The organism is Micromonospora sp. NPDC023737 (assembly GCF_040639715.1).
Taxonomy (GTDB): domain Bacteria; phylum Actinomycetota; class Actinomycetes; order Mycobacteriales; family Micromonosporaceae; genus Micromonospora.
In genome coordinates this window covers 1-26,994 of record NZ_JBFAAL010000027.1, presented here as the reverse complement: position 1 = coordinate 26,994, position 26,994 = coordinate 1, and the positions used below count along the sequence as shown (strand labels likewise).

The following is a 26,994-nucleotide window of genomic DNA, read 5'->3' as shown; positions in this document are numbered from 1 at the left end:
CTCAGCCGGTGGGGACGTCCGCCGGAACGGTCAGGGTCGGGTCGTCGATGTCGAAGTACCGGGGCCACTCCCGGCCGCGTCCCATCCGCAACAGCCGCACCAAGGTACGCCCACGCACCGCCCGTGCGTCGCGGACCAGGTCGGTGTGCACCTGCCGGGCCAGCGCCAGGCGTCGGCTGGCGGCGACCACCGCCTCACAGTCCGGGTCGGTGGGGTCGAGTTGCACCATGCGCAGCTGGCGGGTCAGGTCGTTCTCGGCGGCCTCCCGCTCGTCCGGGTGCGCGTCGAGCGCGATGCGCGCGGCCGCGTACAGCTCGACGCCGTACCGCCGCTCGGCCAGCACGGCGGCGGCCGCCGCCCGGCGCAACAGGTGGGCATCGAGGGCCCGCGCCGCCAGCTGCGCCCGGGCGTGCAGCCGTTCGACCCGGCCGGCGGTCCAGACCAGGTACGTCGAGACGAGCCCGACGACCGCGATCGCGCCCACCGCCCACCACATGCCCGGCATCGTAGTGCTGCTCCGTTCCCGTCTCGCCGGGCCCGGCCGGCCACGGCGATCTGCTCCTCCGCCGACGGCCCGGCTTCGGCCGCCCCGGCGATCCGATCAGCTCCACGCCCCGGCGTCCCGGGCACCCCCCACCTCGGCAGCCTCACCCCGGCACCCGCGGCCCGGCGGCCCGCACCCGGCGCTCCCGCTCGGCGGGCCGACGGCTCAACCCAGTCCCACCCACTCCTCGTCGATGACCCGACCGTCGGTGGCCTCGATCGCCGCCGCGTACACCTCGAGCACCCGCCGGGCCACGACCGGCCAGTCGTAGTTCGCCACCACCTGGTCGCCGCAGGCGGTCAGCGCGGCCCGCGCCGCCCCGTCGTCCAGCAGGTCGACGAGCGCGTCGCGCAGCGCCACCGGGTCGCCGGTGGGGAAGAGCCGGCCGGCACGGCCGCCGTCGAGCACCCGGCGGAACGCGTCGAGGTCGCTGGCGACCACCGTGGTGCCGGCCGCCAGCGCTTCCGTGAGGATCATCCCGAACGACTCGCCGCCGGTGTTCGGCGCCACGTAGAGGTGCGCGCTGCGCAGCATGCGCGCCTTCTCCTCCTCCGACACCAGACCCAGGAAGGTCACCCGGTCCCGCAACGCCGCGGGGAACTGGCCGAACAGCTCGTCCGGCTCGCCGGGGCCGGCGACCAGCAGCCGCAGCCCCGGGCGGCTCGGGGCGAGGTCGACGAAGGCGTCACGCAACACGGAGAAACCCTTGCGCGGCTCGGTGAACCGGCCCAGGAAGCCGAGCGTCCCGCCGGTGCCCGACCCGCACTCCCCCGGCCACCCGGGCAGCGGGTCGGCGTGGGCGAACTTGGCGACCGCCACGCCGTTCGGGATCTCCACCGCGCCGCCGTCCATGTGCTCGACCTGCACCTTGCGGGCCAGCGCGCTGACCGCGATCCGGGCGGTGATCCGCTCCAGCACGATCTGGAGGACCCCCTGCGCGGCGGCCAGCGCCCGGGACCGGGTGATCGCCGTGTGGAAGGTGGCCACCACCGGACCCCGGGCCGACAGGACCGCGAGCAGCGACAGGCTCAACGTCAGCGGCTCGTGGACGTGCAGCACGTCGAAGTCGCCACGGGTGATCCAGCGCCGTACCCGGGCGGTGGACACCGGGCCGAACGCGATCCGGGCCACCGAACCGTTGTACGGCAGGGGAACCGCCCGGCCGGCCGGCACGACATACGGCGGCAGCGGCGAGTCCTCGTCGGCCGGGGCGAGCACGCTGACCTCGTGGCCGAGGGCGATCAGCGCCTCGGCGAGATCCATGACGTGGTTCTGCACCCCGCCCGGGATGTCGAACGAGTACGGGCACACGATGCCGATCCGCAACGTCATCGCCCGCTGTCCGGGCCTGCCGCGCTCCGCTGGTCGAGCCACATGCGTTGCAGCATGTGCCAGTCCTCCGGATGGCGGGCGATGCCCACGGCGAACTCGTCGGCGACGCGTTGGGTGAGCGTCCGGACCCGCTGGTCGAGCGGGCCTTCCTCCGCGCCGGGCACGGCGATCGGGCCCACGAGCGCCGCCCGCGCCCGCTCCGGCTCGTACCAGAGGGAGGCCACGTAGAGCGGCGCCCCGGTGCGCAGGGCCAGCATGGCCGGCCCGGCGGGCATGCGGGTACGGGCGCCGAAGAAGTCGACGTCAACCCCGCGCGCGGAGAGGTCCCGGTCGGCCAGCAGCGGCACCACCGCCCCGGCGCGCAGCCGGTCGACCAGCACGTCGAACGCGGGACGCTCGCCGCCGCGGTTGGGCAGAATCTCCATGCCCAGGCCCCTGCGGAAGGCCAGGAACCGCCGGTAGACACCGTCCGACTCGAGCCGCTCGGCGACGGTGGTGATCGGCCAGCCGTTGGCGGCCACCCAGGCACCCGCGGCGTCCCAGTTACCGGCGTGCGGCAGCGCGACCACCGCGCCGGTGCCGGCCGTCACGGCCGCCGCGAGTTCCTCCGCACCGTCCAGCTGGAAGGTGGCCAGGATCTGCTCGCGGCTCAGCGACGGCAGCCGGAACGCCTCCATCCAGTAGCGGGCGTACGAACGCAGGCCCCGCTTGACCAGGTCGTCGAGCTCGGCGTCGGGCAGTTCCGGCCCGACCACCCGGCGCAGGTTGGCCCGCAGTCTGGTCGTACCCGCGCCGCCCTTGCGGGTCGCGCGGTCCGCGCCGGCCCGGAACGCCGCGGCCACGACGGGTCGCGGCAACGCGCGAACGACCCGCCAGCCCGCGACGTACCCGAGCTCGGTGAGATTCACCCGTTCGCACCCGGTGCGGGAAGCTGCCGGGCCTGCCGGTACACGTGCCGCATGCGCTGCCCCACAGTGAAGATCGACACGGCGGCGAGCAGCCAGAGCGCGATCTGCAACGCCATCGGCACGCCGAGCCCGGTGAGCAGGCCGCCGACCCCGACGATCAGCAGCCGCTCGGTGCGCTCGGCGATGCCCACGTTGCTGGTCATGCCGAGTCCCTCGGCCCGGGCCTTGACGTACGAGACGATGCTGCCGGCCGCCAGACAGAGCAGCGCCGCGGCCACGCCGGCGTGGTCACCCTCGGTGGCCAGCCAGTACGCGACCGCGCCGAAGACGGCGCTGTCGGCGATCCGGTCCATGCTCGAATCGAGGAAGGCGCCGAACCTCGTCGAGCCGCCGCTCATCCGGGCCATCGTGCCGTCGAGGAGGTCGGTGAGCGCGAAGACCGTGACGATCAGCGCGCCGGCGACCAGGTCACCGCGGGCGCCGAAGCCGAGCGCGCCGACCAGCACGCCGACGGTGCCGGTCACGGTGACCGCATTGGGGGTGACGCCCGCTCGGAGCAGGCCGCGTGCGAGCGGCTCGACGACGCGGGTCATCCCCGCGCGGGCCGACACTTGGAAGATCTTCGCCATGGCGGTCCCACGATAACGGTCCACCCAGCTACGGCGATACGCCCGGTCAGCGCGGCGGCGCGGCGAAAGCTTGTGCGCGCCCCGGAACGGGTGTCTGATCGGGTCAGGAAGGTGACCCAGCTCACCTGCCCACCCGTCCGAGTTCTCGCTGTGCAGCAGTCCACCGGAGGATATCGCCGCGCACCCGCCCCGGGCCGCTGTCCCGTTACGCGCGGCGGTTCGCCACCACCACCGGCTGAGGGAGGTGCGCCCCATGGCGCAGAAGAGTCAGGAGAAGGGTGTCACCGGCGTCGTGCCGGTGGTGACCGAGCCCGGCAGGGTTCGCAACGTCGTGCTCGTCGGGCATTCCGGCGTCGGCAAGACGACCCTGGTCGAGGCGCTGCTCAGGGCGAGCGGCACGATCGGTCGGGCCGGCGCGGTCACCGACGGCACGACCGTCTGCGACCACGACCCCTCCGCCGTACGCCAGCAGCGGTCGGTGAGCCTGGCCTGTGCGCCGCTGCTGCACGACGGCATCAAGGTCAACCTCCTGGACACCCCCGGCTACGCCGACTTCGTGGGCGAGCTGCGCGCCGGGCTGCGGGCCGCCGACGCCGCGCTCTTCGTCGTCTCCGCGGTCGACGGGATGGACGCGGCCACCGCCGCGCTCTGGGAGGAGTGCGCCGCGGTGGACATGCCCCGGGCGGTCGCCGTCTCCCGGCTGGACCACCCGCGTGCCGACTTCGACGAGGCGGTGGCGCTCTGCCAGCGCGTCTTCGGCGACAACGTGCTCCCGCTCTACCTGCCGATGCTCGGCGACGACGGGGTGTCGACCGTCGGCCTGCTCAGCCTGATCACCCGCCGGGTCTTCGACTACACCAGCGGGCTGCCCGCCGAGATCCGGCAGCCGGACCCGGAGCACCTGCCCGCCATCGTCGAGCCGCGCGACGAGCTCATCGAGGGGATCATCGCGGAGAGCGAGGACGAGTCGCTCATGGACCGGTACCTCGAGGGCGAGGAGATCGGCACCGACGTGCTCATCGACGACCTGGAGAAGGCCGTCGCCCGGGGGCACTTCTACCCCGTGATACCGGTGTGCGCCGAGACCGGCGTCGGGCTGGACACCCTGCTGGAGGTGCTCACCGCCGCCTTCCCGTCGCCGCTGGAACACGAGCTGCCCGTGGTGACCGGCGTGGACGGCTCGGCACACCCGCCGCTCACCTGCGACCCGGAGGGACCGCTGGTCGCCGAGGTCGTCAAGACCACCATCGACCGGCACGTGGGGCGGGTTTCCCTGGTGCGGGTCTTCTCGGGCACTCTGCGTCCGGAGCAGACCGTGCACGTCTCCGGGCACGGCCTCGCCGAGCGCGGGCACCCCGACCACGACTCCGACGAGCGGGTGGGGCACATCTACACCCCGCTCGGTTCCGCCCTGCGCGAGGTGGGCGCCTGCGTCGCCGGGGACATCTGCGCGATCACCAAGTCGGGCAGCGCGGAGACCGGCGACACGATCTCCACCAAGGAGACCCCGCTGCTCATCGCGCCCTGGGAGATGCCTGAGCCGCTGCTGCCGGTGGCCATCGTGGCGAAGAGCCGGTCGGACGAGGACGCCCTGGCCCGCAACCTGTCCCGCCTGATCGCGGGCGACCCGACGCTGCGGCTGGAACGCAACGCGGAGACCCACCAGCTCGTGCTCTGGTGCATGGGCGAGGCGCACGCCGACGTGGTGCTCGATCGGTTGCGCGCCGGCGGCGTCGAGCTGGACACCGAACCGGTACGGGTGGCGCTGCGGGAGACGTTCACCAGCACGGCCAGGGGCCACGGCTGGCACGTCAAGCAGTCCGGCGGCCACGGCCAGTACGCCGTCTGCGACATCGAGGTCGAACCGCTGCCGCGCGGCGCCGGCTTCGAGTTCGTGGACCGGGTGGTCGGCGGCGCGGTGCCGCACAACTACATCCCGTCGGTGGAGAAGGGCGTCCGGGCCCAGATGGAACGGGGCCTGGTCGCCGGTTACCCGGTGGTGGACGTGCGGGTCACCCTCTTCGACGGCAAGGCGCACAGCGTCGACTCCTCGGACGCCGCGTTCCAGACCGCCGGGGCGCTGGCCCTGCGGGACGCGGTGGAGAAGGGGCAGCCGGCCCTGCTGGAACCGGTGGACGAGGTGACCATCCGGGTACCCGACTCCGCCGTCGGCGCGGTGATGGGTGATCTCTCCGGCCGGCGCGGCCGGGTGCTCGGCACCGAGTCGGATCCGGACAGTGAGGGACGGACCGTGGTCCGCGCCGAGGTCCCCGCCACCGAACTGCTCCGCTACGCCGTGGAGCTGCGCTCGATGACCGCCGGCACCGGCACCTTCCGGCGCAGCTTCGTCCGCTACGACCCCATGCCCCCGCACCTGGCCGACCAGATCCGCAAGGAACACCCCACCCCGTAACCCACGCCCCCCGTCGTGTGGGGCCTCGGTCACGGAAAGAGTGGCTATCTCCGCTGGGATGGCCACTCTTTCCGTGAACGAGTGGCTGGGGCGAAGCCCCGGCGGGGTTCCGGGTGGGACGGTGCGGGGTCAGGGGTGGGTGGCGGGGGTGGTGGGGCTGGGCCAGCCCGGGTGATCGGCGTGCCGGAGCGCCGCGCTGCGCAGGGCGGCGAGCTGTCGTTCCACCTCGGCGAACTGGTCCGGCGCGAGCGGACCGTGGTGCAGGGCCGCGGCGTTCTCCTCCACCTGGGCGACGGTACGGCAGCCGGGGATCGGAACCGTCCGCCCGCTGCGTGCCCAGATCCAGCCGAGGGCGCCCTGCGCCAGGGTGCGCCCGTCGGCGGTCAGCGCGTCCCGTACCGCCGCCACCCGGCGCAGCCACTCCGGCGCCGGCCGGCCACCGCGGAACCACTCCAGCCAGCCCGGAGCGAGTCCGCGTACGTCGTCGCGGGGCAGCCGGGAGGTGGCCGTGTACTTGCCGGTGAGCAGCCCCATCCCGAGCGGCCCACGGTTGATGCTGACCAGGTCGTACTTGTCGCAGACGACCAGCAGCTCAGGGGCGTCCCGGAGCACCGAGAGGGAGTGCTGCACGGCCGTCGCGCCGGGAGCCGAGTGGCCGAACGTCTCGGCGCGGTCGGCGCGGTCGGTGCTCCAGCCGTACGCCCGGATCAGCCCCTCGGCGACCATCTCCTCCAGCGTGCCGATCAGGGCCTCGGCGCGCGGCACCGGCAGGTCGGCCAGGTGCAGCTGGTACAGGTCGATCCGGTCCGTGCCCAGCCGGCGCAGCGAGTCGGTGACCGCCCGGCGCAGGTACCCGGGCGAGGCGTCCTCCCCCGTCGCCTGCCGGGTGGCCTCGTCGAAGGTGTAGCCCCACTTGGTGGCGATCACCGCCTCGTCGCGGCGACCGGCCAGCGCGCGACCGAGGATCCGCTCGCCGTGCCCCGCCCCGTACGTGTCGGCGGTGTCGAACAGGGTGACGCCCAGGTCGAGCGCTCGGCGGACCGCCCGGATCGACTCGTCGTCGTCGACGGCACCCCAGCCGAGCGGTTGGGAGCCTTCCGCCCACGGGCCGGCGATCGCCCAGCAGCCCATCCCCAGGGCGCTGACCTCGATGCCACTGCGCCCCAACGTCCGCGTCGTGACTGCCACCGGCAGATCGTGCCACCTCGAGCGCGGTCGAACACAACAAGGGGCGATATTCGTGTCGCGGCGCCAGCCCGGAGTGTTCGGCGGAGTCCGTCATGCCTGGACGCACGGGGAACCGGTAGCGGCAGAGGCCCGGAGGGCGACGACGCGTGCGGCCGGAAGAACGGTGCTGCCCCACCCGCCGGCCATGCGGCATGATCGGTCGCATGCGACGGCTCGGGGTGGACATCGGCGGCGTGATCATCGAACCGGCCGACGACGACGCGGACACCTCGTTCTTCGGCGACCACTACCTGCGTACGCCACAGGTCGTGGGGGCCGTCGACGCCCTGGCCGCGCTGGCCGACGGCTTCGACGAGGTGCACCTGGTGAGCAAGTGCGGCGAGGACACCGAACGGCGGACCCTCCAGTGGCTGGCGCACCACGACTTCCACACCCGCACCGGGATCCCGGTGCAGCGGGTGCACTTCTGCCGTACCCGGCCGGCGAAGGCCCCCATCGCCCGGCGGCTCGGGCTGACCCACTTCGTCGACGACAGGCTGGAGGTGCTCGGCTACCTCGACTCGGTGCCGCACCGCTTCCTGTTCCGGCCCCGGGCCGCCGAGGTGGCCGCGCACGTCGCCCACCTGCCCCACGTACAGCGGGTGGCGGGCTGGCCGGAACTCGTCACGGCACTGCGGGGCAACTGACCAGCGCTGCGGGGCAGCTCACCGGGGCTACGGGGCAACGGCACTGCGGGACAGGTGACCGGCACTGCCGGGCGGGCCCGGCCGGGCGGAGAGCGGTGCCTCAGGACGGCCAGGCGCGGGCGAACAGCTCGCGGGTGTCGCCGAGCAGCTGCGGGAGGACCTTCGTACGCCCGATCACCGGCATGAAGTTCGCGTCGCCGCCCCAGCGTGGCACCACGTGTTGGTGCAGGTGTGCGGCGATGCCGGCACCTGCCACTCCGCCCTGGTTCATGCCCAGGTTGAACCCGTGCGCGTTGCTGACCTTGCGGACCACCCGCATCGCGGTCTGGGTGAACGCGGCCAGCTCCGCGGTCTCCGCCTCGTCCAGCTCCGTGTAGTCGGCGACGTGCCGGTACGGGCAGACCAGCAGGTGGCCCGGGTTGTACGGGTAGAGGTTCAGCACCGCGTACACGCGTTCGCCCCGCGCCACGACGAGGCTCTCCTCCGGCGGCGCGTGCGGCGCACGGCAGAACGGGCAGCCGCTCGGCTTCTCGTAGCCCTCGTCGGGGCGGTCGTCGCCCGAGATGTAGGTCATCCGGTGCGGCGTCCAGAGCCGCTCCAGGCCGTCGGCCATTCCGTCGCTGTCCGTGTGCCGTTCCGCCCCAGTCACAGGGGCGATCCTACGGACTCTCCGGGCGCCGGTGCCGGCTGCGTCCCGCGTACCCGCCGTCGACAGCGAGGCACGCGGAAGATCGCGCTCGAACACGGAAGTAGTGGCCTCCTGACGCGGCGGAGGCCACTACTTCCCGGATCGTGCAAGATTATGACCGGCGCGAGCGGCCCGTGGCCCGCGCCGGGTCGTCACATCTGGGCGGAGGGACCGATGTTGGTACGGGAGGAGACCACGTCCAGCACGTGCGCCACCGCCTCCGAGATCGGCACGCCGTTGCGCTGGGAACCGTCCCGGTAGCGGAACGACACGGTGCCGGCGGCCACGTCGTCGTCGCCGGCGATCACCATGAACGGGATCTTCTGCTGCTGCGCGGTGCGGATCTTCTTCTGCATCCGGTCGTCACCCGCGTCGACCTGGGCGCGGATCCCCTCGGCGCGCAGCGCCGCCACGAAGCCGTGCAGGTAGTCGGTGTGGTCCTCGCGGATCGGGATGCCGACCACCTGCACCGGCGCCAGCCAGGCCGGGAACGCGCCCGCGTAGTGCTCGGTGAGCACCCCGAAGAACCGCTCGATCGAGCCGAAGAGCGCTCGGTGGATCATCACCGGCCGCTGCCGGGTGCCGTCGGCGGCCTGGTACTCCAACCCGAACCGCTCCGGCTGGTTGAAGTCGACCTGGATGGTCGACATCTGCCAGGTCCGGCCGATCGCGTCCTTCGCCTGCACGGAGATCTTCGGGCCGTAGAAGGCCGCGCCGCCCGGGTCGGGCACCAGCTCGAGACCGGACTGCTCGGCCGCGGTGCGCAGCGCCTCGGTGGCCTCGGCCCAGTCCTCGTCGCTGCCGATGAACTTCGGCGAGTCGTCCCGGGTCGACAGCTCCAGGTAGAAGTCGTCGAGGCCGTAGTCGCGCAGCAGGTCCAGCACGAAGGTGAGCAGCGTGCTGAGTTCCCCGGGCATCTGCTCCCGGGTGCAGTAGATGTGCGAGTCGTCCTGGGTGAGCCCACGGACCCGGGTCAGGCCGTGCACCACGCCGGACTTCTCGTACCGGTAGACCGTGCCGAACTCGAACAGCCGCAGCGGCAGCTCCCGGTAGGACCGCCCGCGCGCCCTGAAGATCAGGTTGTGCATCGGGCAGTTCATGGCCTTGAGGTAGTAGTCCGCGCCCTCCAGCTGCATGGGCGGGAACATGGTGTCCGCGTAGTACGGCAGGTGACCGGAGGTCTCGAAGAGGTTGGCCTTGGTGATGTGCGGGGTGTTGACGAACTCGTACCCCGCCGCCTCGTGCCGGCGACGCGAGTAGTTCTCCATCTCCCGGCGGATGATGCCGCCCTTGGGGTGGAAGACGGCCAGACCCGAGCCGATCTCGTCCGGGAAGCTGAACAGGTCGAGGTCCGCGCCGAGCTTGCGGTGGTCGCGCCGGGCGGCCTCCTCCAGCAGCTTCAGGTACGCCTTCAGCTGGTCCCGGGTCGGCCACGCGGTGCCGTAGACCCGCTGCAGCTGCGGGTTCTTCTCCGACCCGCGCCAGTACGCGGCGGCCGAGCGCATCAGCTTGAACGCCCCGATGAGCCGGGTGTTCGGCAGGTGCGGACCGCGGCACAGGTCCGACCAGCAGACCTTCTCCTCGTTCGCCGCGAGGTTGTCGTAGATCGTCAGCTCGCCACCGCCGACCTCCATCACCTCGGAGGAGTCCAGCCCCTCACCCTTGATGTCGATCAGCTCGAGCTTGAACGGCTCGTTCACCAGCTCGGCCCGCGCCTCGTCCAGGCTGGCGAACCGGCGCCGCCGGAACCGCTGGCCGGACTTGATGATCTCCTGCATCCGCTTCTCGAGCTTCGACAGGTCGTCCGGCTGGAACGGCTTCTCCACCGCGAAGTCGTAGTAGAAGCCGTTCTCGATCGGCGGGCCGATGCCGAGCTTCGCCTCGGGGAAGACATCCTGCACGGCCTGCGCGAGCACGTGCGCGGTCGAGTGGCGCAGCACGTTCAACCCGTCCGGCGAGTCGATGCTGACCGGCTCGACCGCGATGTCGGTCGCCGGCCGCCAGTCCAGGTCGTGCAGGCGGCCCTCGGGATCGCGGACCACCACGATCGCCTTCGGGCCGGTCATGGGCAACTCGGCCGCGGCCACCGCGTCGGCCGCCGTCGTCCCGGCGGCGACGACGACGGGGTCGGCCACGGCGGGGGTACGGGGTGCGGACACGGTGACTCCTCGCAGCAGACGGCACAGAACGGGCCGGTACGGCCCCCGCCGATGCTATCGGTCCGCCATTGCACCCCAACCGCCGACGCCTCAGCCGAGGAAACGGCCCAGTTGTGGACACCCGCGCCCGCGTTGAACCTTCCCCGCCGAGAGCCGAACTGCGGGAGTGGCCGGGTTGGACGGGGGCGCCGACCGAGGTGGGGGCGGGCAAGCGGCTGGCGACGCCGGTGGGAGCGCCGAGGCGCTGCTGGCCGCGGTCTGCTCGCGGGGCTCGGCGTCGAGGCGGCACCCGACTCCATCGATGCTGAGTGGTTCAGGAACTGAGCCAGTCGGGAAGAGGTTCGCGGGCGGCCAGCCAGTCGGTGGGTACGCCGCCCGGGGTGCCCACCCCGGCGAACGCGGCCACGATTCCGCCCACGATCGCCGCGGTGGTGTCCACGTCCCCGCCGGCCGCCACGCACGCGCGGATCGCGGCCGGGTAGTCCTCCAGGTGCGTGGCGGCCACCCAGAGCGTGAAGGCCACGGTGTCCTGCGCGGTGACCCGGGCCCCGTTGCCGAGCACCCCGACGACCCGCGGCAGCGGATGGCCGAGCAGGTCGCCCGCGCGGCGTAGCCGACGGTGCACCTCGGTGGCCGGGTCCAGCGCGGTGGCAACCCCGGCGAGGAGACGATGCGCGGCGGGCCGGTCCCCGTCCAACCGGCCCCGCGCGGCCAGCGCGGCGGCGACGGCCACCGCGACCGCTCCGGCGATCCCCTCAGGGTGCGCGTGTGTCACCTCGGCCGACGCTCGGGCCTGGGCCGCCGCCTGGGCGGTCGAGTCCGCGAAGTACGCGCCCACCGGTGCGACCCGCATGGCTGCCCCGTTACCGCAGGAGCCCTGCCCGTCGAACGCCGACGCGGCGGCGACCGGCCACGGCGTGCCGGTGCGGATCAACCGCAGGATCGTCACCGCGCCGGGCCCGTACCCCCGGGACGGCTCGGCGCGCTCGGCGAAGGCGAGCGCCAGCCGGTCCCGGTCGATGCGGCCCGATTCGACCAGTTCCGCCAGCACCGAGCAGGCCATCTCGGTGTCGTCGGTCCACTCCCAGGGTGCCGGCGGGAGACCCCCCGCGAGCAGATCCGCCGGCTGCCGGCCGGGGACGAAGAACTGCGAACCGAGCGCGTCGCCGACGGAGAGGCCGGTGAGGCTGTCCCGGGCGAGCGCCAGTCGGGCGTCGGCGAAGAGCGTGAAGGACATCGTTGTACCAGCTTGCCCGGTTCCCAGGTGCGCCGCAACGCGATCAACTTGCCACGCCAAGTACCGTCTTTGCGTGGCCACCGTCCTCCTGGTCGAAGACGATCACGTCGTACGCGGCGCGATGCTGCGGTCCCTCGCCGATCGGGGGCACGCCGTGCACGCGGTCGGCACGGCGCTGGACGCGCTGCGTCGGGTCGCCGCGGAGACTCCCGACCTGGTGGTCCTCGACCTCGGCCTGCCCGACCTGGACGGCTCGGACGCGCTGCGGATGCTGCGCGGCATCACCGACGTGCCGATCATCATCGCCACCGCCCGCGACGACGAGCAGTCCGTGGTACGGCTGCTCCGCGCGGGCGCCGACGACTACATGGTCAAACCGTTCACCGGCGCTCACCTCGACGCCCGGATCACCACGGTGCTGCGCCGGGCCGGGCGGGCCAGCCGTACCGTTCAGCCGGCCGTGCACGAGGTCGGCGGGCTGCGGATGGACGTCGGCGAGCGCAGCGCCCACCTCGACGGGGAACCGCTGGCACTGACCCGCAAGGAATTCGATTTGCTGGCGTATCTCGCCGCACGTCCCGGACGGGTAGTGTCCCGGCGGGAACTCTTGGAGGAGGTATGGCGGCAGCCGTCGGTCGGCGAGGATCAGACCATCGACGTTCACCTGTACTGGCTGCGCCGCAAAATGGGCGAGTCCGCAGCGAAGCCGCGCTACCTGCGCACCGTGCGGGGGGTCGGCTTCCGGCTGGTGGCGCCGGACTGAGAGTCACGCTGACCCTGCTCACGGCCGGCGTCTGCGCCCTGGTGGCGCTCGCGTTCCTGGTGCCGCTCGCGGTCAGCCTCGGTGACCGGGTCCGTGCGGAGGCGATCGCCGACGCCGCCCGGCGCAGCGCGCTGGTCACGGGGGCGTTGGCGGTCAGCACCGACCCCGCGGTGATCGAGCGGGCGGTGGCCGCCAGCGGCGGTGACGCGGCCACGCGTCCCGTGGTGCACGGTCTCGGTGACGACAGCGACGCCGGCCGGGCCACGCCCGCCGACCTCGATCGGGCCCGCGCCCAGCGACGGTCGCTCGTCGTGGACGTGCCCGGCGGCGCCGCCCGGCTCGACCCGGTGGTGCTGGGTGACCGGATCGCGGTCGTCGAGGTCTTCGTCCCCGACACGGCGATGAGCCGGGGATCCGGCACCAGGTTGTTCCTGCTCGGCGCGGTCGCCGTCGCCCTGGTCGGCTCGGCGGTCGTGGTGGTCGACCGGGTCGCCACCCGTACGGTCTACGCCACCCGGGGCCTCATCGACGGGGCGCTCGCGATCGGCGAGGGCGACCTGGCGGCGCGGGTGGAGCCGGCCGGCCCGCGGGAGTTGGCCGAGGCGGGGCACGCGTTCAACCAGATGGCCGAGCACCTCGACGCGGCCCGTACCGACGAGCGGGAACTCGTCGCCGACCTGTCGCACCGGCTGCGTACGCCACTGACGGTGCTCCGGCTCGACGCGGAGGCGCTGGAGTCGGACGACACGAGTGTCGGCACGTTCAGCCAGGCCGAGCTGGACCACCGGCGGGGTATCCGGCGGATCCGTCAGGCGATCGTCACGCTCGAGGGCGAGATCGACGTACTGATCAAGACCACACGCAAGGCGGTCACCCACGACGCCGGGCCGGCGATGTGCGACGTCAGCGAGGTGGTTCGGGATCGGATGGTGTTCTGGTCGGCGCTCGCCGGCGATCAGAACCGTCCGCACCGGGTGAGCGGGGCGCAGCTGCGGATCCCGGCGCCGGTGCCGCGCGCTGAGCTGGCCGCCGCGCTGGACGCGGTGATCGGGAACGTATTCCGCTACACCCCGCAGGGCACCGCGTTCGAGGTGGCCGTCTCCCGGCGGGACGGGTACGTGGCGATCCGCATCGACGACGCCGGCCCGGGCATCCCCGACCCCGACCGGGCGTTGCGACGCGGTACCAGTGATCGGGGTTCCACCGGCCTGGGGCTGGACATCGCCAAGCGGGTGGCGATGCAGGCCAACGGCTCGGTGAGCATCGACCGGGCGCGGCTGGGTGGGGCGAGCGTGGTGATGCTGCTCGCCGACCCGGAGGCGACGCCCCGGCAGGTCAACCGGTTCGGGCTCGTCGGTCGGATGGCACGGGAGGCTCGCGACCAGAAGAGTTCTGGCCGCCGCCGCTGGCCCCGGCAGCGCCCGCCGGATCGCTGAGCACCGATCGGCCGGCTCGCCGGCTCGCCGACTGGCGGCTGGCGGCTGGCGGCTGGCGGCTGGCGGCTGGCGGCTACAGAATGTGCTCACACTCTCCGTAATGGCGGCTGCACCCGCACCCCCACCGCTTCGGACGCTTTGCTCTGCACCCACCGACGCACCACCGACTTGACCTGCACTTTCGTCGGGCCCAGTCAGGCGGCCGCCATGCACAGTGGTCGCGGTCAGTAACTGGCGCTTATCGGGGTGCAGAGCAAAGGGGGCGAGGGAGATGTCCCGGGGGCACCCAAATCGCACGCTGCGTGAGCGGAGCTCCGACGTGTACGCAGCGTCGAAACTCGCGCCCCGATCGCATGCTGCGTGGGCGGAGCTCCGACGTGTACCGCAGCGTCGGAACTCCGAGCCCCGATCGCATGCTGCGTGGGCGGAGCTTCGACGCACCGCGCGTCGAAACGCCGCGCTTGGATCGCACGCTCGCTGAGCGGAGCTTCGACGCACCGCAGTACGTGGCCCGCCCAAGCGGCGCACGGCGAGGGCGTGGGGAACGGTCGCCGGTTTCGGGGCCGGCTGTGCGGCGGCGCAAGTCTTCCTTAGATCCGACTTAACGGCGGCGTCTGTCCGGCCGCCGCCTGACAGGATCTCCTACGAACCCATCAGTTCCACCGGGGGGCGCATTCGCGCACCCACTCCTCCGGTGGGGCCATGCGCGCGGCGGGGGAATCGGTCCCCCCACACCTACTCCCGCCGCGCGCCCTTCCCGCCGCCGACCCGGATCAGCACCCGCGAGGCCCGCTCGGTCGCCCGCGAGGCCCGCTCAGCGCCCGCCGGTCGCCAGGTACGCGTCGATCTCGCCGATGATGCGCTGCTTGCCGGCCGGGTCCAGGAACGAGGCGGTCACCGCGTCCCGGGCCAGCCCGGCGACCCCCTCCACGCCGACGCCCAGCAGTCCGGCCGCCACGGCGTACTCGTCGTTGAGGGTGGTGCCGAACATCGGCGGGTCGTCCGAGTTGATGGTGACCAGCAGCCCCGCCTCGACCAGCCGCGGCAGCGGGTGCTCGGCGAGGTCGGCCACCGCACGGGTGCGCAGGTTCGAGGTGGGGCAGACCTCCATGGCGATCCGGTGCTCGGCCAGGTAGGCCATGAGTTCCGGGTCCTGGGCGGCGGCGATGCCGTGCCCGATCCGCTCCGCGCCGAGGTCACGCAGTGCGTCCCAGATGGTCTGCGGGCCGGTGGTCTCCCCGGCGTGCGGCACGGAGCGCAGCCCCGCCGCACGGGCCTGGTCGAAGTAGGGCTTGAACTGTGGCCGGGGTACGCCGATCTCCGGACCACCCAGGCCGAAGCTGATCAGCCCGTCCGGGCGTTCCTCGAGGGCGATGCGCAGCGTCTCCTCGGCCGACTCCAGGCCGGCCTCGCCGGGGATGTCGAAGCACCAGCGCAGCTCGATGCCGAAGTCGGCCTCGGCCCGCTTGCGGGCATCCTCGATCGCCTCGCAGAACGCGGGAGCGGGGATGCCCCGCCGGACGTGCGAGTACGGCGTGATGGTCAGCTCGGCGTACCGGACCTGCTGGCGGGCCAGTTCCCGGGCCACCTCGTGGGTGAGGATCCAGACGTCCTCCTGGTCACGGATCAGGTCGACGACGCTGAGGTAGACCTCGATGAAGTGGGCGAAGTCGCGGAACTCGAAGTAGTCGACCAGCTTCGCCGGGTCGGCCGGCACCGGGCTGCGCCCCTCGTGGCGGGCGGCCAGCTCGGCGACGATCCGAGGGGATGCGGAGCCCACGTGGTGCACGTGCAGCTCCACCTTGGGCATTCCGGCGATGAAGGCGGACAGGTCGGTCACAGGTTCTCCTCGGCACGGGCGCCGGTGTGGGCGACGACGAAGACGCGGCGGAACGGGAAGTACACCTGCCTCTGCCGGATCGGGTACGCCTCGGCGAGGCGTACCTCCAGCTCGGCGCGGAAGTCTTCCCACCGACCCGGCGAGAGGGCCGCGCGGACCGGGCGCAGCGCGGTGCCTTCCATCCAGGAGAGCACGGGATGCGCGGCGTCGACGTCGGCCGGGAGCAGGTGCACGTAGGTAGTTTCCCAGGCGTCCACCGCGCAGCCCGCGCCGGTCAGCAGCGCCGCGTAATCGGCGGGGTCGTCGACCGGCGCCTCCCGCAGCAGCGGGAGCAACGCCTCCCGCCAGGCCGGACGCCCGGCGACCTCGCGCAGCGCCCGGTGTGACGGGGCGTCGAAGTTCCCCGGCACCTGCGTCGCCAGCCATGCTCCGGCCGGCAGCTGCCGCGCCCAACGCCGGAGCAGGTCCTGGTGCCCGGGCACCCACTGGAGCACCGCGTTGCTGATCACCACGTCGATCTCGGGCGTGGGTCGCCAGTCGCGTACGTCACCGACGCCGAACTCGACGGGCGCGCCCAGCTCGTCCGCCCGCTCGATCATCTCCGGCGACGAGTCCAGGCCGATCACCCGGCTTGCCGGCCAGCGCTCCGCCAGGGTGGCGGTGAGCTGGCCGGGGCCGCAGCCGAGGTCGACCACCGTGCGTGGCCGGCGGGCCGCGATCCGGGCGACCAGATCGTAGAAGGGTCGGGACCGCTCGTCGCCGTAACGCAGATACGTGGCCGGATCCCACATGACGCCTCCCAAACCGTACGTTCGTCTTGTTACCGTACGGGCCGGTGCCCGGCCCGGCAAGCCGCTCACTAGGCTCGTCGGCATGGAGCAGCGCACCTTCCCCCGACTCGGTCGGACCGTCGGCGTCGTCGGCCTCGGCGCCTGGCAACTCGGCGCCGACTGGGGCACGGTCACCGAGGACGACGCGATGGCGGTCCTGAGCGCCGCGGTCGACGCCGGCGTCACCTTCCTCGACACCGCGGACGTCTACGGCGACGGCCGCAGCGAGCAGCTCATCGGCCGCTTCCTGCGCGCACACCCCGACGCCGGACTGACCGTGGCCACCAAGATGGGCCGCCGGGTCGAGCAGCGGCCGGAGGCGTACACCCTGGCGCACTTCCGCGAGTGGACCGACCGCTCCCGGGCCAACCTCGGTATGGACACTCTGGACCTCGTCCAGCTGCACTGCCCGCCCACCGCGGTCTTCGCCGACGACGCGGTCTTCGACGCACTGGACACGTTGGTCGCCGAAGGCGCCATCGGCGCGTACGGGGTGAGCGTGGAGACCTGCGACCAGGCGCTCACCGCGATCGCCCGGCCCGGCGTGGCGAGCGTCCAGATCATCCTCAACGCGCTGCGGCACAAGCCCCTCGAACGGGTGCTGCCCGCCGCGGCGGCCGCCGGGGTCGGCATCATCGCCCGCGTGCCGCTGGCCAGCGGACTGCTCTCCGGCCGGTACGACGAGCACACCACCTTCGGCCCGGACGACCACCGCACCTACAACCGGCACGGCGAGTCGTTCGACGTCGGCGAGACGTTCTCCGGTGTCGACTTCGAACTGGGGCTGGCGGCCGTACGCCGGCTCGCCCCGCTGGTCGGCCCGGAGAGCAGCATGGCCCAGTTCGCGCTGCGCTGGGTGGTGGACCAGCCCGGAGTCACCGTGGTCATTCCCGGGGCGCGGAACACCGAGCAGGCCCTCCGCAACGTCGAGGCGGCCGCGCTGCCACCGCTGTCCACCAAGCAACTGGACGGGGTCCGGGACGTCTACGACGAGCTGATCCGCCCGCAGATCCACAATCGGTGGTGACCCGCGCGCGTCGGGTCCTCGCTCCTGCCGTCGCTTGCGGGGATGCTGGACCCGACCGCCGGCGGACCACGCCGGGGGCCCACCGCCGACCGGTGGGCCCACGGCGCCGGGAAGGGGGTACCCGATGAGGGGCTGGTTCCTGCTCACCCTCGGCCTGTTGGCGCTGGTGATCGGCGCCGTCTGGACCGTCCAGGGACTGGGCTACGTCGAGGGCAGTGTGATGACGGGCGAACGGATCTGGGTGGTCGCCGGACCGGTGGTGTCGCTGGCCGGCCTCGTGGGGATCTGGTTCGGCCTGCGCGCCCGCCGCCGGCGCCCCTGACCCCGGGACGAGCCGACCGGCTGGGGCGACGATGGAAACGGAAGACCCCACGTCCCGGGCGGGACGCGGGGTCTCACTGTTGATCCGTGAACGGATCGGACTGTTGACCGCTCAGTTGCCGGTCAACGCTGCTCAGAGGGGGCGGACCTGCTCAGCCTGCGGGCCCTTCTGGCCCTGAGCGATCTCGAACTCCACCCGCTGGTTCTCCTCCAGAGTGCGGTAGCCGCTGGTCTGGATGGCCGAGAAGTGGACGAACACGTCAGCACCCCCGCCGTCGACGGTGATGAAGCCGAAGCCCTTGTCAGCGTTGAACCACTTCACGGTTCCCTGCGCCATGTGTATCTCCTTCTAAAACTGGCGGCCGAGCACGCCGTGCGGCCGATTGGCCGTTTTCGAGCAGCGGCGCCTGAGGCGGCCCCCGGTGAAGGAGACTTCTCTCAACCCACGCCATCTCTCAACAGCGGGGACAGCAAACCACGTACGCAAAAACTCTGCACAGCCTACCCGACGAAATTCTCCGACATGTGACCTGACGGTCGTCAGAGATCCGCTGGGTGGGCCCTTACCGCCATGCGAAAGGCCCCCTTCCCGTCGATGCGGAAGGGGGCCAGACACGAAGATGTGGATCATTCGGGCCAGCGTCCGGTGAGACGGCGTACGCCCACCGCTCCGCCACGGTCCACAGCCGCCCGGACGATCGCGAAGATGGCGCCCTGCAGTGCGGCGGCCGCGAGGATCTCGACCCAGCCGCGGTCCTCGTCGGTGGCGCTGGGCGCCTCGCCGTCGCCCGCGGTGAGCTTCCAGACCTGACGGAAGATCGCACCGGCGACGGTGCCGGCGGCGATCCCGAGCAGCACCCCGACCGGCTTGTAGGCGACGTTGCCGATGCCCTTGCTCACCTGCGCCTCCCCTGAATGACCAGCACTGCGACGACGACGGCCACCGCGCCGACCGCGACCGCCGCCCACGGCGTGGGGTCGCGCCGCATCATCTCGCGCTGCTGGGCCATGTCGGCGCGGGCCAGCCCGGAAATCTCCGCCGCCTGCCCGCGCAGCCGGGCCACGGTCGACGCGGCCTGCTCCCGCATCCGCTGCCGGGCCTGGCCGGCGGACTCCTTCAGGCGAGCCTTGACATCGGCCTTGGCGGCGAGTGCCTCCATCGTCTCGCCCAGTTCGACCCGGGTTCGCCGGATCTCCTCCCGCAGCGCCTCGGTATCCATCCGTCCGTGACCATTGCTCGTCATGAGCGTCCCCTGTCCTTCACCGCCGCGGCGAGGACGTCCACGTCCGCTCTCACGCTGCGGACGGTCGCCGCCGGAAGCGGCGGGACGGCGCGGCTGACCTGCTGCTTGCCCACGAGGGCCAGGATGCCGGCGAGCAGGAACAGACCCACCGCGACGGTCAACGCGGCGGCCCAGCCAGGCAACACCAGGTCCAGCAGCAGCCCGACGGTGACGACCAGCGCACCGAGGCCGTAGAACGCCATCGCTCCACCACTACCGAGGAGGCCGAGACCGATGCCGGCGTGCTTACCCTTCTGGGTCAACTCCGCCCGGGCCAGCGCCAGTTCGTCCTTCACGAGGCGCGAGAGCTGCTCGGTGGCCCGCTGCACCAACTCGGCGGTGGAGGGCTCGCTCCCGTTGCGGGACGTGCGGGCGTTCGCCAGGTCAGCCATGCTGTCCTCCTTTCGTCATCACCGCGCTGTATGCCCGGGGTCGCCGTTCGTCAATCCTGTGCGTGTCCGCCCAGACCACGAAGAGACGTCCGGCAGCAGGTCCCCGGTAGCAGCCGGGTCAAACCTCCCGGACCGGGTCGGTCCTCGCGCCGCGGCCCTCCTCGACACGGAAAACGCCCACGCCCACCGGAAGGAAACGTGGCCGGCGGGCACCCGACGGGTCAGCGACGCGATTCCACCGGCTCGTCGGGGCCGACGAACGCCTCGCTGCGCGCGTCGCCGTCGTCGCTGCCGCCGAAGAGCCGCGCGTCGTCGGGAACCTCCCCGTCGGTCGGCCGCCGGGCGGGGCGACGCGGCTGCACCCACTGCCAGGGCAGTTCGCTGCGGGCGTCGCCGAGCTCGGTACGGACCCGGGGCATCGCCGTCGGGCGCTGGTCGCGCACCCAGGCGACCAGGTGCTCGCGGACCAGGCAGCGCAGATCCCACAGACTGCCGGCGTCCGCGGCACTGACCAGCGCGCGGATCCGGACGGCGCCGCCCGTCGCGTCGGTCACCTGGAGCACGCAGACCCGTCCGTCCCACAGCTCGGTGCTCTCCACCAGGCGGCGAAGCTCCTCCCGCATCGCCTGCACCGGTACCGCCCAGTCCACATCGAACTCGGCGGTCCCGAGCACCGCCGCCTCCGTACGGGTCCAGTTTTGGAACGGCGTGCTGGTGAAGTACGACGTCGGCAGGATCAGCCGCCGGTCGTCCCAGATCTGCACGACCACGTAGCTGAGGGTCAGCTCCTCGATGCGCCCCCACTCCCCCTCGACGACCACCACGTCGTCGAGCCGCACGGCGTCGCTGAAGGCGAGCTGGAGCCCGGCGAAGACGTTGCCGAGCAGGCTCTGCGCGGCCAGTGCCGCGACCACACCGACCACACCGGCGCTGGTCAGCACCCCGGCTCCCACCCCACGCACACTGGGGAAGGTCATCAGCATCACGCCGAGGGTCAGGATCACGATCACCGCGATGGTCAGCCGGCGCAGCATCACCACCTGCGTGCGTACGCGCCGGGCGTGCCGGTTGTCCGGCACGTCGACCCGGAACCGCGCCAGCGCGGTGTCCTCCACCACCACCAGCAGCGCGGCGACCAGCCAGGCGACGCTGGCGATGACCCCGAGCACCAGGAGGTGCAGCAGGATCCGCCGCCAGGGGGTGCCGACCGCGTAGGTGGTGGTGAACCGGACCGCGAACTGGATCGCCACGACGGTGGCGGCCGCCTGGAACGGGCGGTGCGCGTGGTCGGTGAGTTCGGTCATCAGCCTCGACCGGCGGCCGAGTCGACGGGTCGACCGGTGCACCACCGCGGCCACGAAGAGAGCGATCGCCGCCGCGGCGAACACGGCGACGATCATCTCCAGGTAGTTCTGCACAGGGTTCTCCTCTGATCCGGTCACGTTCGGTATTCGGACGGGCGAGCCGTCCGGCACGGTGTGGCCAGGTCAGACGCGGCGGTAGCGGGACTGGAGGAAGCAGAACAGGCCGAACGCCGCGATACCGAGCGCGACCAGGGTCAACAGCAGGGAGCCGTACGACTGCTCGCGCAACGTGTGCAGCGCGGCGTCCAGCCCGCGGGCCTTCTCCGGGTCGTAGTTGACCGCGGCGACGATCACCAGCAGGCCGGAGATGGCGTACGCGACCCCCTTGGCGGTGTAGCCGGCGACGCCGAGCCGGCGGGCGAACGTGCGGGTGCGGGGGCTCATCTCACCCGTCCTGAGGTGCTTCTCGAAGTGCTTGACCAGCCCGTAGACGACCAGCCCGACGCCGATCGCGGCGAGCACCAGCCCGGCGAGGCCGACCAGCCACCGGCCACCGGTGGACTCCATGACCCGGCCGGTGAGCGCCTCCTGCTGGTCGGCGCTGTTCGACGCGGCGTCGGAGAAGACCTTGAACGCGGTCCAGGCGAAGTAGAGGTAGACCAGGGTGCGCCCGAGCGAGGCGAGCCGTTCCCACGTACGCTGCCGGCCACGTTCGGCACGGTGGCCGGTGGCCGCCTCCAGCGCCTGCCAGATCGCCATGGCGAGCAGACCGACACCGGTAACGACGACCAGTACCTTGCCGAGCGGCTGGGCGGCGAGGGTACGCAGCGCGCCGGACTGGTCGCCGTCGGCGGCGGACCTGCCGAACGCGATCTGCAACGCCAACCAGGCGAAGAGCAGGTGCACGATCCCGTAGCCGACGAAACCGGCCCGGGTGAGCAGTTCCAGCCACCGGCTGTTCGCCGTGCGGGAAGCGGTGGCTTCGGCGGTACGGGTGAGTGACATGGGAGCCACAATCTCCGCCAGGAATGATCCCCAAACGTCGCGCGCCACCGCCGCCCGCGGCGGGGTCAGCCGCCGGAACCCTGCGAAACGCGGATCTTGACCTCCTGGTCGGTGACGCTGTCCAGCGTGACCGCCAGACCGCCCACCTCGGCGGCCTGCTGGCCGGTGATGAGCGTGACCTGTTCACCGGCGACCTCGACGGTCACCTGGTCGCCCTCGGCGCCGACGAGCTTGGCCTCCACGCCCAGGATGCTCGCGCTCGCCTCGACGCCGCGCTGGAAGGTGATCGTGCAGGAACCGGCGATGCTGCAGTCGGTGTCGGCACCCTCGGAGCTGCAACCGGCCAGCAGGGCGACGCCGAGCGCCAGGCCGGCCAGGGCGCCAGCGGCGCGGCGGACGGGGGTCAGCGAGGTGTTACCAGGTCGGTGAATCACCTCGCCGAGAGTACGAGACGCCCGCCAGGCTGCCCGGCACGGACGCGCGTTAGGGTCGCGACATGCCGTTCGACGTCACCAAGGTCCGTGCCGCCTATCCCGCCCTGGCCGAGGGCTTCGTTCACTTCGACGGTGCCGGGGGCAGCCAGACCGCCACGCCGGTGATCGACGCGGTCGCCGGGGCCATGCGCAGTGCCGTCAGCAACCGCAGCAGCGCCTTCCGCCCCGGGCAGCGCGCGCTGGAACTGGTGGCTGGTGCGCGGGCCGCGGTGGCCGACCTGGTCGGTGGCGACCCGGCGGGAGTGGTGCTCGGGCCGAGCGCGACGGCACTGCTGTTCACCCTGGCCCGTACGCTCGGCGCCGGCTGGCGCCCCGGCGACGAGGTGGTGCTCTGCCGACTCGACCACGACGCGAACGTGCGCCCCTGGGTGCAGGCCGCCGAGGCGGCCGGGGCGACCGTGCGGTGGGCGGAGTTCGACCGGAGGACCGGAGACCTGCCCGTCGACCAGTACGCCGACCTGATCAACGAGCGGACCCGGCTGGTCGCGGTGACCGCCGGCAGCAACGCGATCGGCACCGCCCCGGACGTGGCGGCGATCGCCAAGATCGCGCACGCGGCCGGCGCCCTGGTCTGCGTGGACGGGGTGCACGCGGTTCCGCACGCACCGACCGACCTGGCCGAACTCGGCGCGGACGTGCTGGTCACCAGCGCCTACAAGTGGTCGGGGCCGCACCTCGCGGCGATGGTGGGTGATCCGCAGTTCTGGGGCACGCTGCGCCCGGCGAAGCTGATCCCCTCCTCGGACGCGGTGCCGGAGCGTTTCGAGTACGGCACCCCCAGCTTCCCGCTGCTCGCCGGGGTCGCCGCGGCGGTCGATCACCTGGCTGGGCTGGACCCGGCGGCCACCGGCGACCGGCGGGCCCGCCTGCGGGCGGGACTGACCGCCGCCCGGGCTCATGAGGAGGCGCTGCTGGACCGGCTGCTCACCGGGCTCGCCGGGCTGGACGGGATCACCGTCCTGGGTGCCCCGGCGCGGCGCTGGCCGACGGTCTCCTTCCGGATCGCCGGGATGTCGCCGGGGCAGGCCCAGGCGGCGTTGGGCGAAGCCGGGTTCTGTCTCTCGGCCGGCGACTACTACGCCTACGAGTACTTCACCGCGATGGGGCTGCGCGACAGCGGCGGCGCGGTGCGGGCCAGCATCTACCACTACAACACCGTCGACGAGGTCGACCGTCTGCTCGGCGAACTCGACCGGTTGGCCGCCGCCGGGAGGACAATGGCCGGGTGAGCAGCCTGGTCAAGGACAACCCCGCCAAGCGCCGGTTCGAGATCCTGGTCGACGGCGCGCTGGCGGGGTTCGCCGCGTACGACCAGCCCCAGGGCGAGGTGCTGGTCTTCACACGCACGATGGTGGACCCGCAGTACCGGGACATGGGCGTCGGGTCGGAGCTGGTCCGCCGGGCGCTGGACCACGTTCGCGCGCGTGGCGGCCGGGCGGTCCCCCGGTGCTCGTTCGTAGCCGCCTTCATCGACCGTCATCCCGAGTACGCCACCCTGGTGATCGACGAGCCGTGACCGCCGGGCGGCGGGGCTGCCCGGCCCCGACGCCTGTCGCCGGGGCCGGACGGGCCTCAGCCCGCCCCGGTCAGCAGCTCGGCGGCGGCCTGCCCGGCGGCCCGGGTCGCCCCGTGGGTGGCCACGTGCACCGTGCCGGTGACCAGCGTGGGCACCCCGAGCTCGACCACCACCGCGTCCGGGCGGGCGGCCAGTGACCGCCGCACCGCGTCGCGCATCCAGTCGTGCCGGTGCAGGTCGCGGACGACCAGCACCACCGGCCGTCCGTCGGCTCCGGCGGTCGGGTCGACCGGCACGTCCGGCTGGGCGTAGCGGCGGGTGGTGGTGCCGGGAAGCACTTCGCTGAGCGGCGCGCCGATGCCCCACGGGGTCTCCGCCCCGATCGCGATGTTGCGCGGCGGCTCGAACTCGACCACGTACGCCGCACGGGTCAGCGGCAGGACGTCGGCGCCGGTGGGGGTCGTGATCCGCAGCGCACGCCGCGCGGCGGCGAGCCCGATGGGCGAGGTGTCGACCGGCAGGCCGCGTCGGGCGGGGCGCGCGGCCCGGGCGGCGACGGTCCACTCGGTGAGCTGGCCGACCCGCTTGGCCGCCTCGGCGAGCCGCTCCTCGGGCAGCTCACCGGAGACCACGGCGGCCACGATCGCGTCCCGCAGTTCCCGGACGTCCTCCTCACCGGCCCGCTCTCCACCGACGCAGATCGCGTCCGCGCCCGCCACCAGGGCGCGGACGGCGGCGCCGGCGTAGCCGTACCGGTCGGCGACGGCCCGCATCTCCACGGCATCGGTGACCACCACGCCGGAGAAGCCCAGCTCGTCGCGGAGCAGCCCGCCGAGGATGCGCGAGCTCAGGGTGGCGGGCAGCTGCGGGTCCAGCGCCGGCACGAGCAGATGGCCGGTCATCACCGCCTGCACCCCGGCGGCCACCGCGGTCCGGAACGGGGCCAGTTCGACGGCCTCCAGCTGCGCCCGCCCGCCGCTGATCAACGGCAGGTCGTGGTGCGAGTCGACCTGGGTGTCGCCGTGGCCGGGGAAGTGCTTGGCGCAGGCCGCGACGCCGCCGGCCTGCAACCCGCGGACCCAGGCGGCGGTGTGCCGGGCCACGAGCTCCGGGTCCGCGCCGAAGGACCGTACCCCGATCACCGGGTTGGCCGGGTTGGAGTTCACGTCGGCGTCCGGGGCGTAGTCGAGGGTGACGCCGAGGCTCGCGAGATCGGCACCGAGGTCGCGGGCCACCTCCTCGGTCAGCTCCGGGTCGTCCACCGCGCCGAGCGCGAAGTTGCCGGGGCGCGAGCTGCCCCGGCCCGACTCGATCCGGGTGACGTCCCCGGCCTCCTCGTCGATCGCCACGATGACGTCGGGACGCTCCGCGCGCAGTGCCGCGGTGAGCGCGGCGACCTGCTCGTGGTCGACCACGTTGCGGGCGAAGAGCACCACCGATCCGAGTCCTTCGCCGAGCCAGCGGCGGACCCAGGGCGGCGGGGTGGTGCCGACGAAGCCGGGCTGCAGGACGGCGGCCGCGAGCGCGGCCAGGTGGCCCGCCGGACGGCTCATGCCCGTGCCTCCCACCGGTCGGCATCGGCACGAGACTCATCCGCACCGCACCTGATGAATTTCTCGCTGCGCTCACTCATGCGGCCCCCGTACCCCCACTTTCTTCGCGATTCCGGCCCGCCTCGGGCGGGCGGTGCTGCCATGGTCACATCGCGCCAACAAATAGTCAATAAACCTTACAGTTGCCGAGGGCGGGGCCGGTGGGCAGAGTGCGGGGCATGGAACCCACGCTGCTGGCCGATGCGACCAGCCCGGCCGACGTGCCCGGCGTACGACTGCTGGGAGTGGTGGTGGGCGGCCTACTGCTGCTCGCCGCGATCCGGGCGATGTTCCGCCGCCGCTGACGGCCATTTCGACCCGCCACCCGCGGCGGCGGTGTGCCCGCCCCGGTGCCTGGGTACCGCTGTCCTCGTCGACCCGGTGACGTCACGAGGGAGAAGCATGAAGATCGGATACTTTCTCGCCGCCGAGGAGTACACCCCGGCCGAGCTGCTCGACCAGGCACGCGGCGCCGAGCGGGCCGGCTTCCAGGCACTCTGGATCTCCGATCACTACCACCCCTGGGTGGACGCGCAGGGGCAGAGCGCCTTCGTCTGGTCGATGATCGGCGCGCTCAGCCAGGTCTGCCGCCTGCCGGTGACCACCGCGGTCACCTGCCCGACCGTACGGATCCATCCGGCGGTGATCGCGCAGGCGGCGGCGACCAGCGCCGTGCTGCACAACGGACGGTTCGTGCTCGGCGTCGGCACTGGAGAGGCGCTCAACGAGCACATCCTCGGCGACGCCTGGCCGCAGGCCGACGTGCGGCTGGAGATGCTCGAGGAGGCGATCGAGGTGATCCGCGAGCTGTGGCGGGGCGGCTTCGTCAACCACCACGGCAAGCACTACACCGTCGAGCACGCCCGGATCTACACCCGGCCCGACACGCCCCCGCCGATCTACGTCTCCGGCTTCGGCCCCAAGGCGGTGGACCTGGCCGCCCGGGTCGGCGACGGCTACATCTGCACCACGCCCGACCCCGACTTCGTGCGCCGGTTCCGCGAAGGTGGGGGCGGCGACAAGCCGTGCCAGGGCGGCTTCAAGGCGGCGTACGCCGACAGCGAGGACGAGGGCGCGCAGGTCGCGTACGAGCGGTGGCCGAACTCGGGCGTGCCCGGTGAACTGTCCCAGGTGCTTCCCTCGCCACGTCACTTCGAGCAGGCCTCGCAGCTGGTCGAGCCGGAGATGATGAAGGAGTCGTTCGTCTGCGGCAACAACGCCGAGGCGCACCTGGAGATGATCGACCAGTACGCCAAGGCCGGCTTCGACGAGGTGTACGTGGCCAACACCGGCCCCCACACCCAGGGCCTGTTCGACCTCTACCAGCGGGAGATCCTGCCCCGATTCCGTTGAGCCCCCGTCTGAACGACTCGGGAATCTTGATGTCGGTGTGTCCGCACGCCTCGG

28 protein-coding genes are annotated in these 26,994 nt (G+C 72.6%); 10 read left to right on the top strand and 18 right to left on the bottom strand.

All coding sequences use genetic code 11. The annotated features are described in order from the left end of the window. Nucleotide 1: 1 nt before the first annotated feature. The 4 genes from AB0F98_RS30610 to pgsA all read right to left on the bottom strand — a co-directional run bounded on the left by AB0F98_RS30610 (nucleotide 2) and on the right by pgsA (nucleotide 3,413). The gene (locus AB0F98_RS30610) at nucleotides 2-505 is read right to left on the bottom strand and encodes a hypothetical protein (RefSeq protein WP_357742661.1); all 504 of its coding nucleotides are present in this window, start codon (nucleotides 503-505) and stop codon (nucleotides 2-4) included. Nucleotides 506-709: 204 nt separating this feature from the next. Then, nucleotides 710-1,870 carry a glycosyltransferase family 4 protein gene (locus AB0F98_RS30605; protein WP_357742719.1) on the bottom strand — a complete coding sequence of 387 codons (1,161 nt, stop codon included), beginning with the start codon at nucleotides 1,868-1,870 and terminating at the stop codon, nucleotides 710-712. Between the two features lie 2 nt (nucleotides 1,871-1,872). Then, nucleotides 1,873-2,784 carry a phosphatidylinositol mannoside acyltransferase gene (locus AB0F98_RS30600; RefSeq protein WP_357742658.1) on the bottom strand — a complete coding sequence of 304 codons (912 nt, stop codon included), beginning with the start codon at nucleotides 2,782-2,784 and terminating at the stop codon, nucleotides 1,873-1,875. Further along, nucleotides 2,781-3,413 carry a phosphatidylinositol phosphate synthase gene (gene pgsA, locus AB0F98_RS30595; RefSeq protein ID WP_076470235.1) on the bottom strand — a complete coding sequence of 211 codons (633 nt, stop codon included), beginning with the start codon at nucleotides 3,411-3,413 and terminating at the stop codon, nucleotides 2,781-2,783. Before pgsA ends, AB0F98_RS30600 begins: the two co-directional genes overlap by 4 nt. A gap of 253 nt (nucleotides 3,414-3,666) precedes the next feature. Here pgsA and AB0F98_RS30590 point away from each other — a divergent pair, with 253 nt between their 5' ends. Continuing rightward, a complete protein-coding gene (locus AB0F98_RS30590) occupies nucleotides 3,667-5,826 on the top strand; it encodes an elongation factor G-like protein EF-G2 (RefSeq protein WP_357742655.1) in 2,160 nt (719 codons plus the stop codon). A 129-nt stretch (nucleotides 5,827-5,955) separates the two neighbouring features. On the opposite strand, the gene AB0F98_RS30585 is transcribed toward AB0F98_RS30590, so the two are convergent. Continuing rightward, nucleotides 5,956-7,014 (bottom strand): aldo/keto reductase, encoded by a 1,059-nt coding sequence (locus tag AB0F98_RS30585; RefSeq protein ID WP_357742652.1) that lies wholly within the window; start codon nucleotides 7,012-7,014, stop codon nucleotides 5,956-5,958. A 203-nt stretch (nucleotides 7,015-7,217) separates the two neighbouring features. Here AB0F98_RS30585 and AB0F98_RS30580 point away from each other — a divergent pair, with 203 nt between their 5' ends. Then, a complete protein-coding gene (locus AB0F98_RS30580; protein ID WP_357742649.1) occupies nucleotides 7,218-7,700 on the top strand; it encodes a hypothetical protein in 483 nt (160 codons plus the stop codon). Nucleotides 7,701-7,800: 100 nt separating this feature from the next. On the opposite strand, the gene AB0F98_RS30575 is transcribed toward AB0F98_RS30580, so the two are convergent. From AB0F98_RS30575 to AB0F98_RS30565, 3 genes are all read right to left on the bottom strand, one after another. Beyond that, nucleotides 7,801-8,313, bottom strand: coding sequence for an HIT domain-containing protein (locus AB0F98_RS30575; RefSeq protein WP_357742716.1), 513 nt, complete (start codon nucleotides 8,311-8,313; stop codon nucleotides 7,801-7,803). Nucleotides 8,314-8,540: 227 nt separating this feature from the next. After that, nucleotides 8,541-10,547 (bottom strand): threonine--tRNA ligase, encoded by a 2,007-nt coding sequence (gene thrS / locus AB0F98_RS30570; RefSeq protein WP_357742646.1) that lies wholly within the window; start codon nucleotides 10,545-10,547, stop codon nucleotides 8,541-8,543. A 313-nt stretch (nucleotides 10,548-10,860) separates the two neighbouring features. Beyond that, nucleotides 10,861-11,784 carry an ADP-ribosylglycohydrolase family protein gene (locus tag AB0F98_RS30565; protein WP_357742643.1) on the bottom strand — a complete coding sequence of 308 codons (924 nt, stop codon included), beginning with the start codon at nucleotides 11,782-11,784 and terminating at the stop codon, nucleotides 10,861-10,863. A gap of 73 nt (nucleotides 11,785-11,857) precedes the next feature. On the opposite strand from AB0F98_RS30565, the gene AB0F98_RS30560 reads away from it, so the two are divergent. Together AB0F98_RS30560 and AB0F98_RS30555 are read left to right on the top strand one after the other, a co-directional pair. Then, complete coding sequence (locus tag AB0F98_RS30560; RefSeq protein WP_076470229.1) at nucleotides 11,858-12,547, top strand: response regulator transcription factor; 690 nt, start codon at nucleotides 11,858-11,860, stop codon at nucleotides 12,545-12,547. A 14-nt stretch (nucleotides 12,548-12,561) separates the two neighbouring features. Then, on the top strand, nucleotides 12,562-13,983 hold the full coding sequence (locus AB0F98_RS30555; RefSeq protein ID WP_357742713.1) for a HAMP domain-containing sensor histidine kinase: 1,422 nt from the start codon (nucleotides 12,562-12,564) through the stop codon (nucleotides 13,981-13,983). An 814-nt stretch (nucleotides 13,984-14,797) separates the two neighbouring features. On the opposite strand, the gene AB0F98_RS30550 is transcribed toward AB0F98_RS30555, so the two are convergent. Both AB0F98_RS30550 and AB0F98_RS30545 read right to left on the bottom strand, forming a co-directional pair. Continuing rightward, on the bottom strand, nucleotides 14,798-15,823 hold the full coding sequence (locus tag AB0F98_RS30550) for an adenosine deaminase (RefSeq protein ID WP_357742639.1): 1,026 nt from the start codon (nucleotides 15,821-15,823) through the stop codon (nucleotides 14,798-14,800). Further along, nucleotides 15,820-16,614 carry a trans-aconitate 2-methyltransferase gene (locus AB0F98_RS30545; protein WP_357742636.1) on the bottom strand — a complete coding sequence of 265 codons (795 nt, stop codon included), beginning with the start codon at nucleotides 16,612-16,614 and terminating at the stop codon, nucleotides 15,820-15,822. The genes AB0F98_RS30550 and AB0F98_RS30545 overlap by 4 nt, the downstream gene beginning before the upstream one ends. 82 nt (nucleotides 16,615-16,696) lie before the next feature. On the opposite strand from AB0F98_RS30545, the gene AB0F98_RS30540 reads away from it, so the two are divergent. Next, the gene (locus AB0F98_RS30540; protein WP_357742633.1) at nucleotides 16,697-17,680 is read left to right on the top strand and encodes an aldo/keto reductase; all 984 of its coding nucleotides are present in this window, start codon (nucleotides 16,697-16,699) and stop codon (nucleotides 17,678-17,680) included. A gap of 124 nt (nucleotides 17,681-17,804) precedes the next feature. Further along, complete coding sequence (locus AB0F98_RS30535) at nucleotides 17,805-18,002, top strand: hypothetical protein (RefSeq protein ID WP_076470225.1); 198 nt, start codon at nucleotides 17,805-17,807, stop codon at nucleotides 18,000-18,002. 132 nt (nucleotides 18,003-18,134) lie between these two features. Here the strand turns inward: AB0F98_RS30535 and AB0F98_RS30530 are convergent, their stop codons facing one another. The 7 genes from AB0F98_RS30530 to AB0F98_RS30500 all read right to left on the bottom strand — a co-directional run bounded on the left by AB0F98_RS30530 (nucleotide 18,135) and on the right by AB0F98_RS30500 (nucleotide 22,419). Continuing rightward, nucleotides 18,135-18,338, bottom strand: coding sequence for a cold-shock protein (locus AB0F98_RS30530; RefSeq protein ID WP_011905669.1), 204 nt, complete (start codon nucleotides 18,336-18,338; stop codon nucleotides 18,135-18,137). A gap of 290 nt (nucleotides 18,339-18,628) precedes the next feature. Further along, nucleotides 18,629-18,901, bottom strand: coding sequence for a DUF4235 domain-containing protein (locus tag AB0F98_RS30525; protein WP_357742627.1), 273 nt, complete (start codon nucleotides 18,899-18,901; stop codon nucleotides 18,629-18,631). Next, nucleotides 18,898-19,245, bottom strand: a complete 348-nt coding sequence (locus AB0F98_RS30520; protein WP_357742624.1) for a DUF3618 domain-containing protein — start codon at nucleotides 19,243-19,245, stop codon at nucleotides 18,898-18,900. Before AB0F98_RS30520 ends, AB0F98_RS30525 begins: the two co-directional genes overlap by 4 nt. Next, nucleotides 19,242-19,676: a phage holin family protein gene (locus AB0F98_RS30515; protein WP_357742622.1), complete on the bottom strand. Its 435-nt coding sequence runs from the start codon at nucleotides 19,674-19,676 to the stop codon at nucleotides 19,242-19,244. Before AB0F98_RS30515 ends, AB0F98_RS30520 begins: the two co-directional genes overlap by 4 nt. A gap of 221 nt (nucleotides 19,677-19,897) precedes the next feature. Continuing rightward, a complete protein-coding gene (locus tag AB0F98_RS30510; protein WP_357742710.1) occupies nucleotides 19,898-21,094 on the bottom strand; it encodes a mechanosensitive ion channel domain-containing protein in 1,197 nt (398 codons plus the stop codon). Nucleotides 21,095-21,163: 69 nt separating this feature from the next. Then, on the bottom strand, nucleotides 21,164-21,985 hold the full coding sequence (locus AB0F98_RS30505) for a DUF1206 domain-containing protein (RefSeq protein WP_357742619.1): 822 nt from the start codon (nucleotides 21,983-21,985) through the stop codon (nucleotides 21,164-21,166). 65 nt (nucleotides 21,986-22,050) lie between these two features. Next, nucleotides 22,051-22,419 (bottom strand): hypothetical protein, encoded by a 369-nt coding sequence (locus tag AB0F98_RS30500; RefSeq protein ID WP_357742617.1) that lies wholly within the window; start codon nucleotides 22,417-22,419, stop codon nucleotides 22,051-22,053. A 62-nt stretch (nucleotides 22,420-22,481) separates the two neighbouring features. Between AB0F98_RS30500 and AB0F98_RS30495 the strand changes: the two genes are divergently transcribed. Both AB0F98_RS30495 and AB0F98_RS30490 read left to right on the top strand, forming a co-directional pair. Beyond that, nucleotides 22,482-23,708 (top strand): cysteine desulfurase-like protein, encoded by a 1,227-nt coding sequence (locus AB0F98_RS30495; RefSeq protein WP_357742614.1) that lies wholly within the window; start codon nucleotides 22,482-22,484, stop codon nucleotides 23,706-23,708. After that, nucleotides 23,705-23,995 carry a GNAT family N-acetyltransferase gene (locus tag AB0F98_RS30490; protein ID WP_357742611.1) on the top strand — a complete coding sequence of 97 codons (291 nt, stop codon included), beginning with the start codon at nucleotides 23,705-23,707 and terminating at the stop codon, nucleotides 23,993-23,995. The genes AB0F98_RS30495 and AB0F98_RS30490 overlap by 4 nt, the downstream gene beginning before the upstream one ends. A gap of 56 nt (nucleotides 23,996-24,051) precedes the next feature. On the opposite strand, the gene AB0F98_RS30485 is transcribed toward AB0F98_RS30490, so the two are convergent. Continuing rightward, nucleotides 24,052-25,548 carry a glycoside hydrolase family 3 protein gene (locus AB0F98_RS30485; protein ID WP_357742608.1) on the bottom strand — a complete coding sequence of 499 codons (1,497 nt, stop codon included), beginning with the start codon at nucleotides 25,546-25,548 and terminating at the stop codon, nucleotides 24,052-24,054. A gap of 218 nt (nucleotides 25,549-25,766) precedes the next feature. Here AB0F98_RS30485 and AB0F98_RS30480 point away from each other — a divergent pair, with 218 nt between their 5' ends. Both AB0F98_RS30480 and AB0F98_RS30475 read left to right on the top strand, forming a co-directional pair. After that, nucleotides 25,767-25,892 (top strand): hypothetical protein, encoded by a 126-nt coding sequence (locus tag AB0F98_RS30480; RefSeq protein ID WP_281251427.1) that lies wholly within the window; start codon nucleotides 25,767-25,769, stop codon nucleotides 25,890-25,892. 97 nt (nucleotides 25,893-25,989) lie between these two features. Further along, entirely contained in the window at nucleotides 25,990-26,940 is a 951-nt protein-coding gene (locus tag AB0F98_RS30475; protein ID WP_357742604.1) for a TIGR03557 family F420-dependent LLM class oxidoreductase, read from the top strand. Nucleotides 26,941-26,994: the final 54 nt, after the last annotated feature.

Bases quoted from the DNA above. Each gene is read 5' to 3' on its own strand.
- AB0F98_RS30610 (WP_357742661.1), bottom strand. From the start codon at position 505: ATGCCGGGCATGTGGTGGGCGGTGGGCGCGATCGCGGTCGTCGGGCTC.
- pgsA (WP_076470235.1), bottom strand. From the start codon at position 3,413: ATGGCGAAGATCTTCCAAGTGTCGGCCCGCGCGGGGATGACCCGCGTC.
- AB0F98_RS30590 (WP_357742655.1), top strand. From the start codon at position 3,667: ATGGCGCAGAAGAGTCAGGAGAAGGGTGTCACCGGCGTCGTGCCGGTG.
- AB0F98_RS30580 (WP_357742649.1), top strand. From the start codon at position 7,218: ATGCGACGGCTCGGGGTGGACATCGGCGGCGTGATCATCGAACCGGCC.
- AB0F98_RS30575 (WP_357742716.1), bottom strand. From the start codon at position 8,313: ATGGCCGACGGCCTGGAGCGGCTCTGGACGCCGCACCGGATGACCTAC.
- AB0F98_RS30565 (WP_357742643.1), bottom strand. From the start codon at position 11,784: ATGTCCTTCACGCTCTTCGCCGACGCCCGACTGGCGCTCGCCCGGGAC.
- AB0F98_RS30545 (WP_357742636.1), bottom strand. From the start codon at position 16,614: ATGTGGGATCCGGCCACGTATCTGCGTTACGGCGACGAGCGGTCCCGA.
- AB0F98_RS30540 (WP_357742633.1), top strand. From the start codon at position 16,697: ATGGAGCAGCGCACCTTCCCCCGACTCGGTCGGACCGTCGGCGTCGTC.
- AB0F98_RS30535 (WP_076470225.1), top strand. From the start codon at position 17,805: ATGAGGGGCTGGTTCCTGCTCACCCTCGGCCTGTTGGCGCTGGTGATC.
- AB0F98_RS30530 (WP_011905669.1), bottom strand. From the start codon at position 18,338: ATGGCGCAGGGAACCGTGAAGTGGTTCAACGCTGACAAGGGCTTCGGC.
- AB0F98_RS30520 (WP_357742624.1), bottom strand. From the start codon at position 19,245: ATGACGAGCAATGGTCACGGACGGATGGATACCGAGGCGCTGCGGGAG.
- AB0F98_RS30515 (WP_357742622.1), bottom strand. From the start codon at position 19,676: ATGGCTGACCTGGCGAACGCCCGCACGTCCCGCAACGGGAGCGAGCCC.
- AB0F98_RS30505 (WP_357742619.1), bottom strand. From the start codon at position 21,985: ATGTCACTCACCCGTACCGCCGAAGCCACCGCTTCCCGCACGGCGAAC.
- AB0F98_RS30495 (WP_357742614.1), top strand. From the start codon at position 22,482: ATGCCGTTCGACGTCACCAAGGTCCGTGCCGCCTATCCCGCCCTGGCC.
- AB0F98_RS30485 (WP_357742608.1), bottom strand. From the start codon at position 25,548: ATGAGCCGTCCGGCGGGCCACCTGGCCGCGCTCGCGGCCGCCGTCCTG.
- AB0F98_RS30480 (WP_281251427.1), top strand. From the start codon at position 25,767: ATGGAACCCACGCTGCTGGCCGATGCGACCAGCCCGGCCGACGTGCCC.
- AB0F98_RS30475 (WP_357742604.1), top strand. From the start codon at position 25,990: ATGAAGATCGGATACTTTCTCGCCGCCGAGGAGTACACCCCGGCCGAG.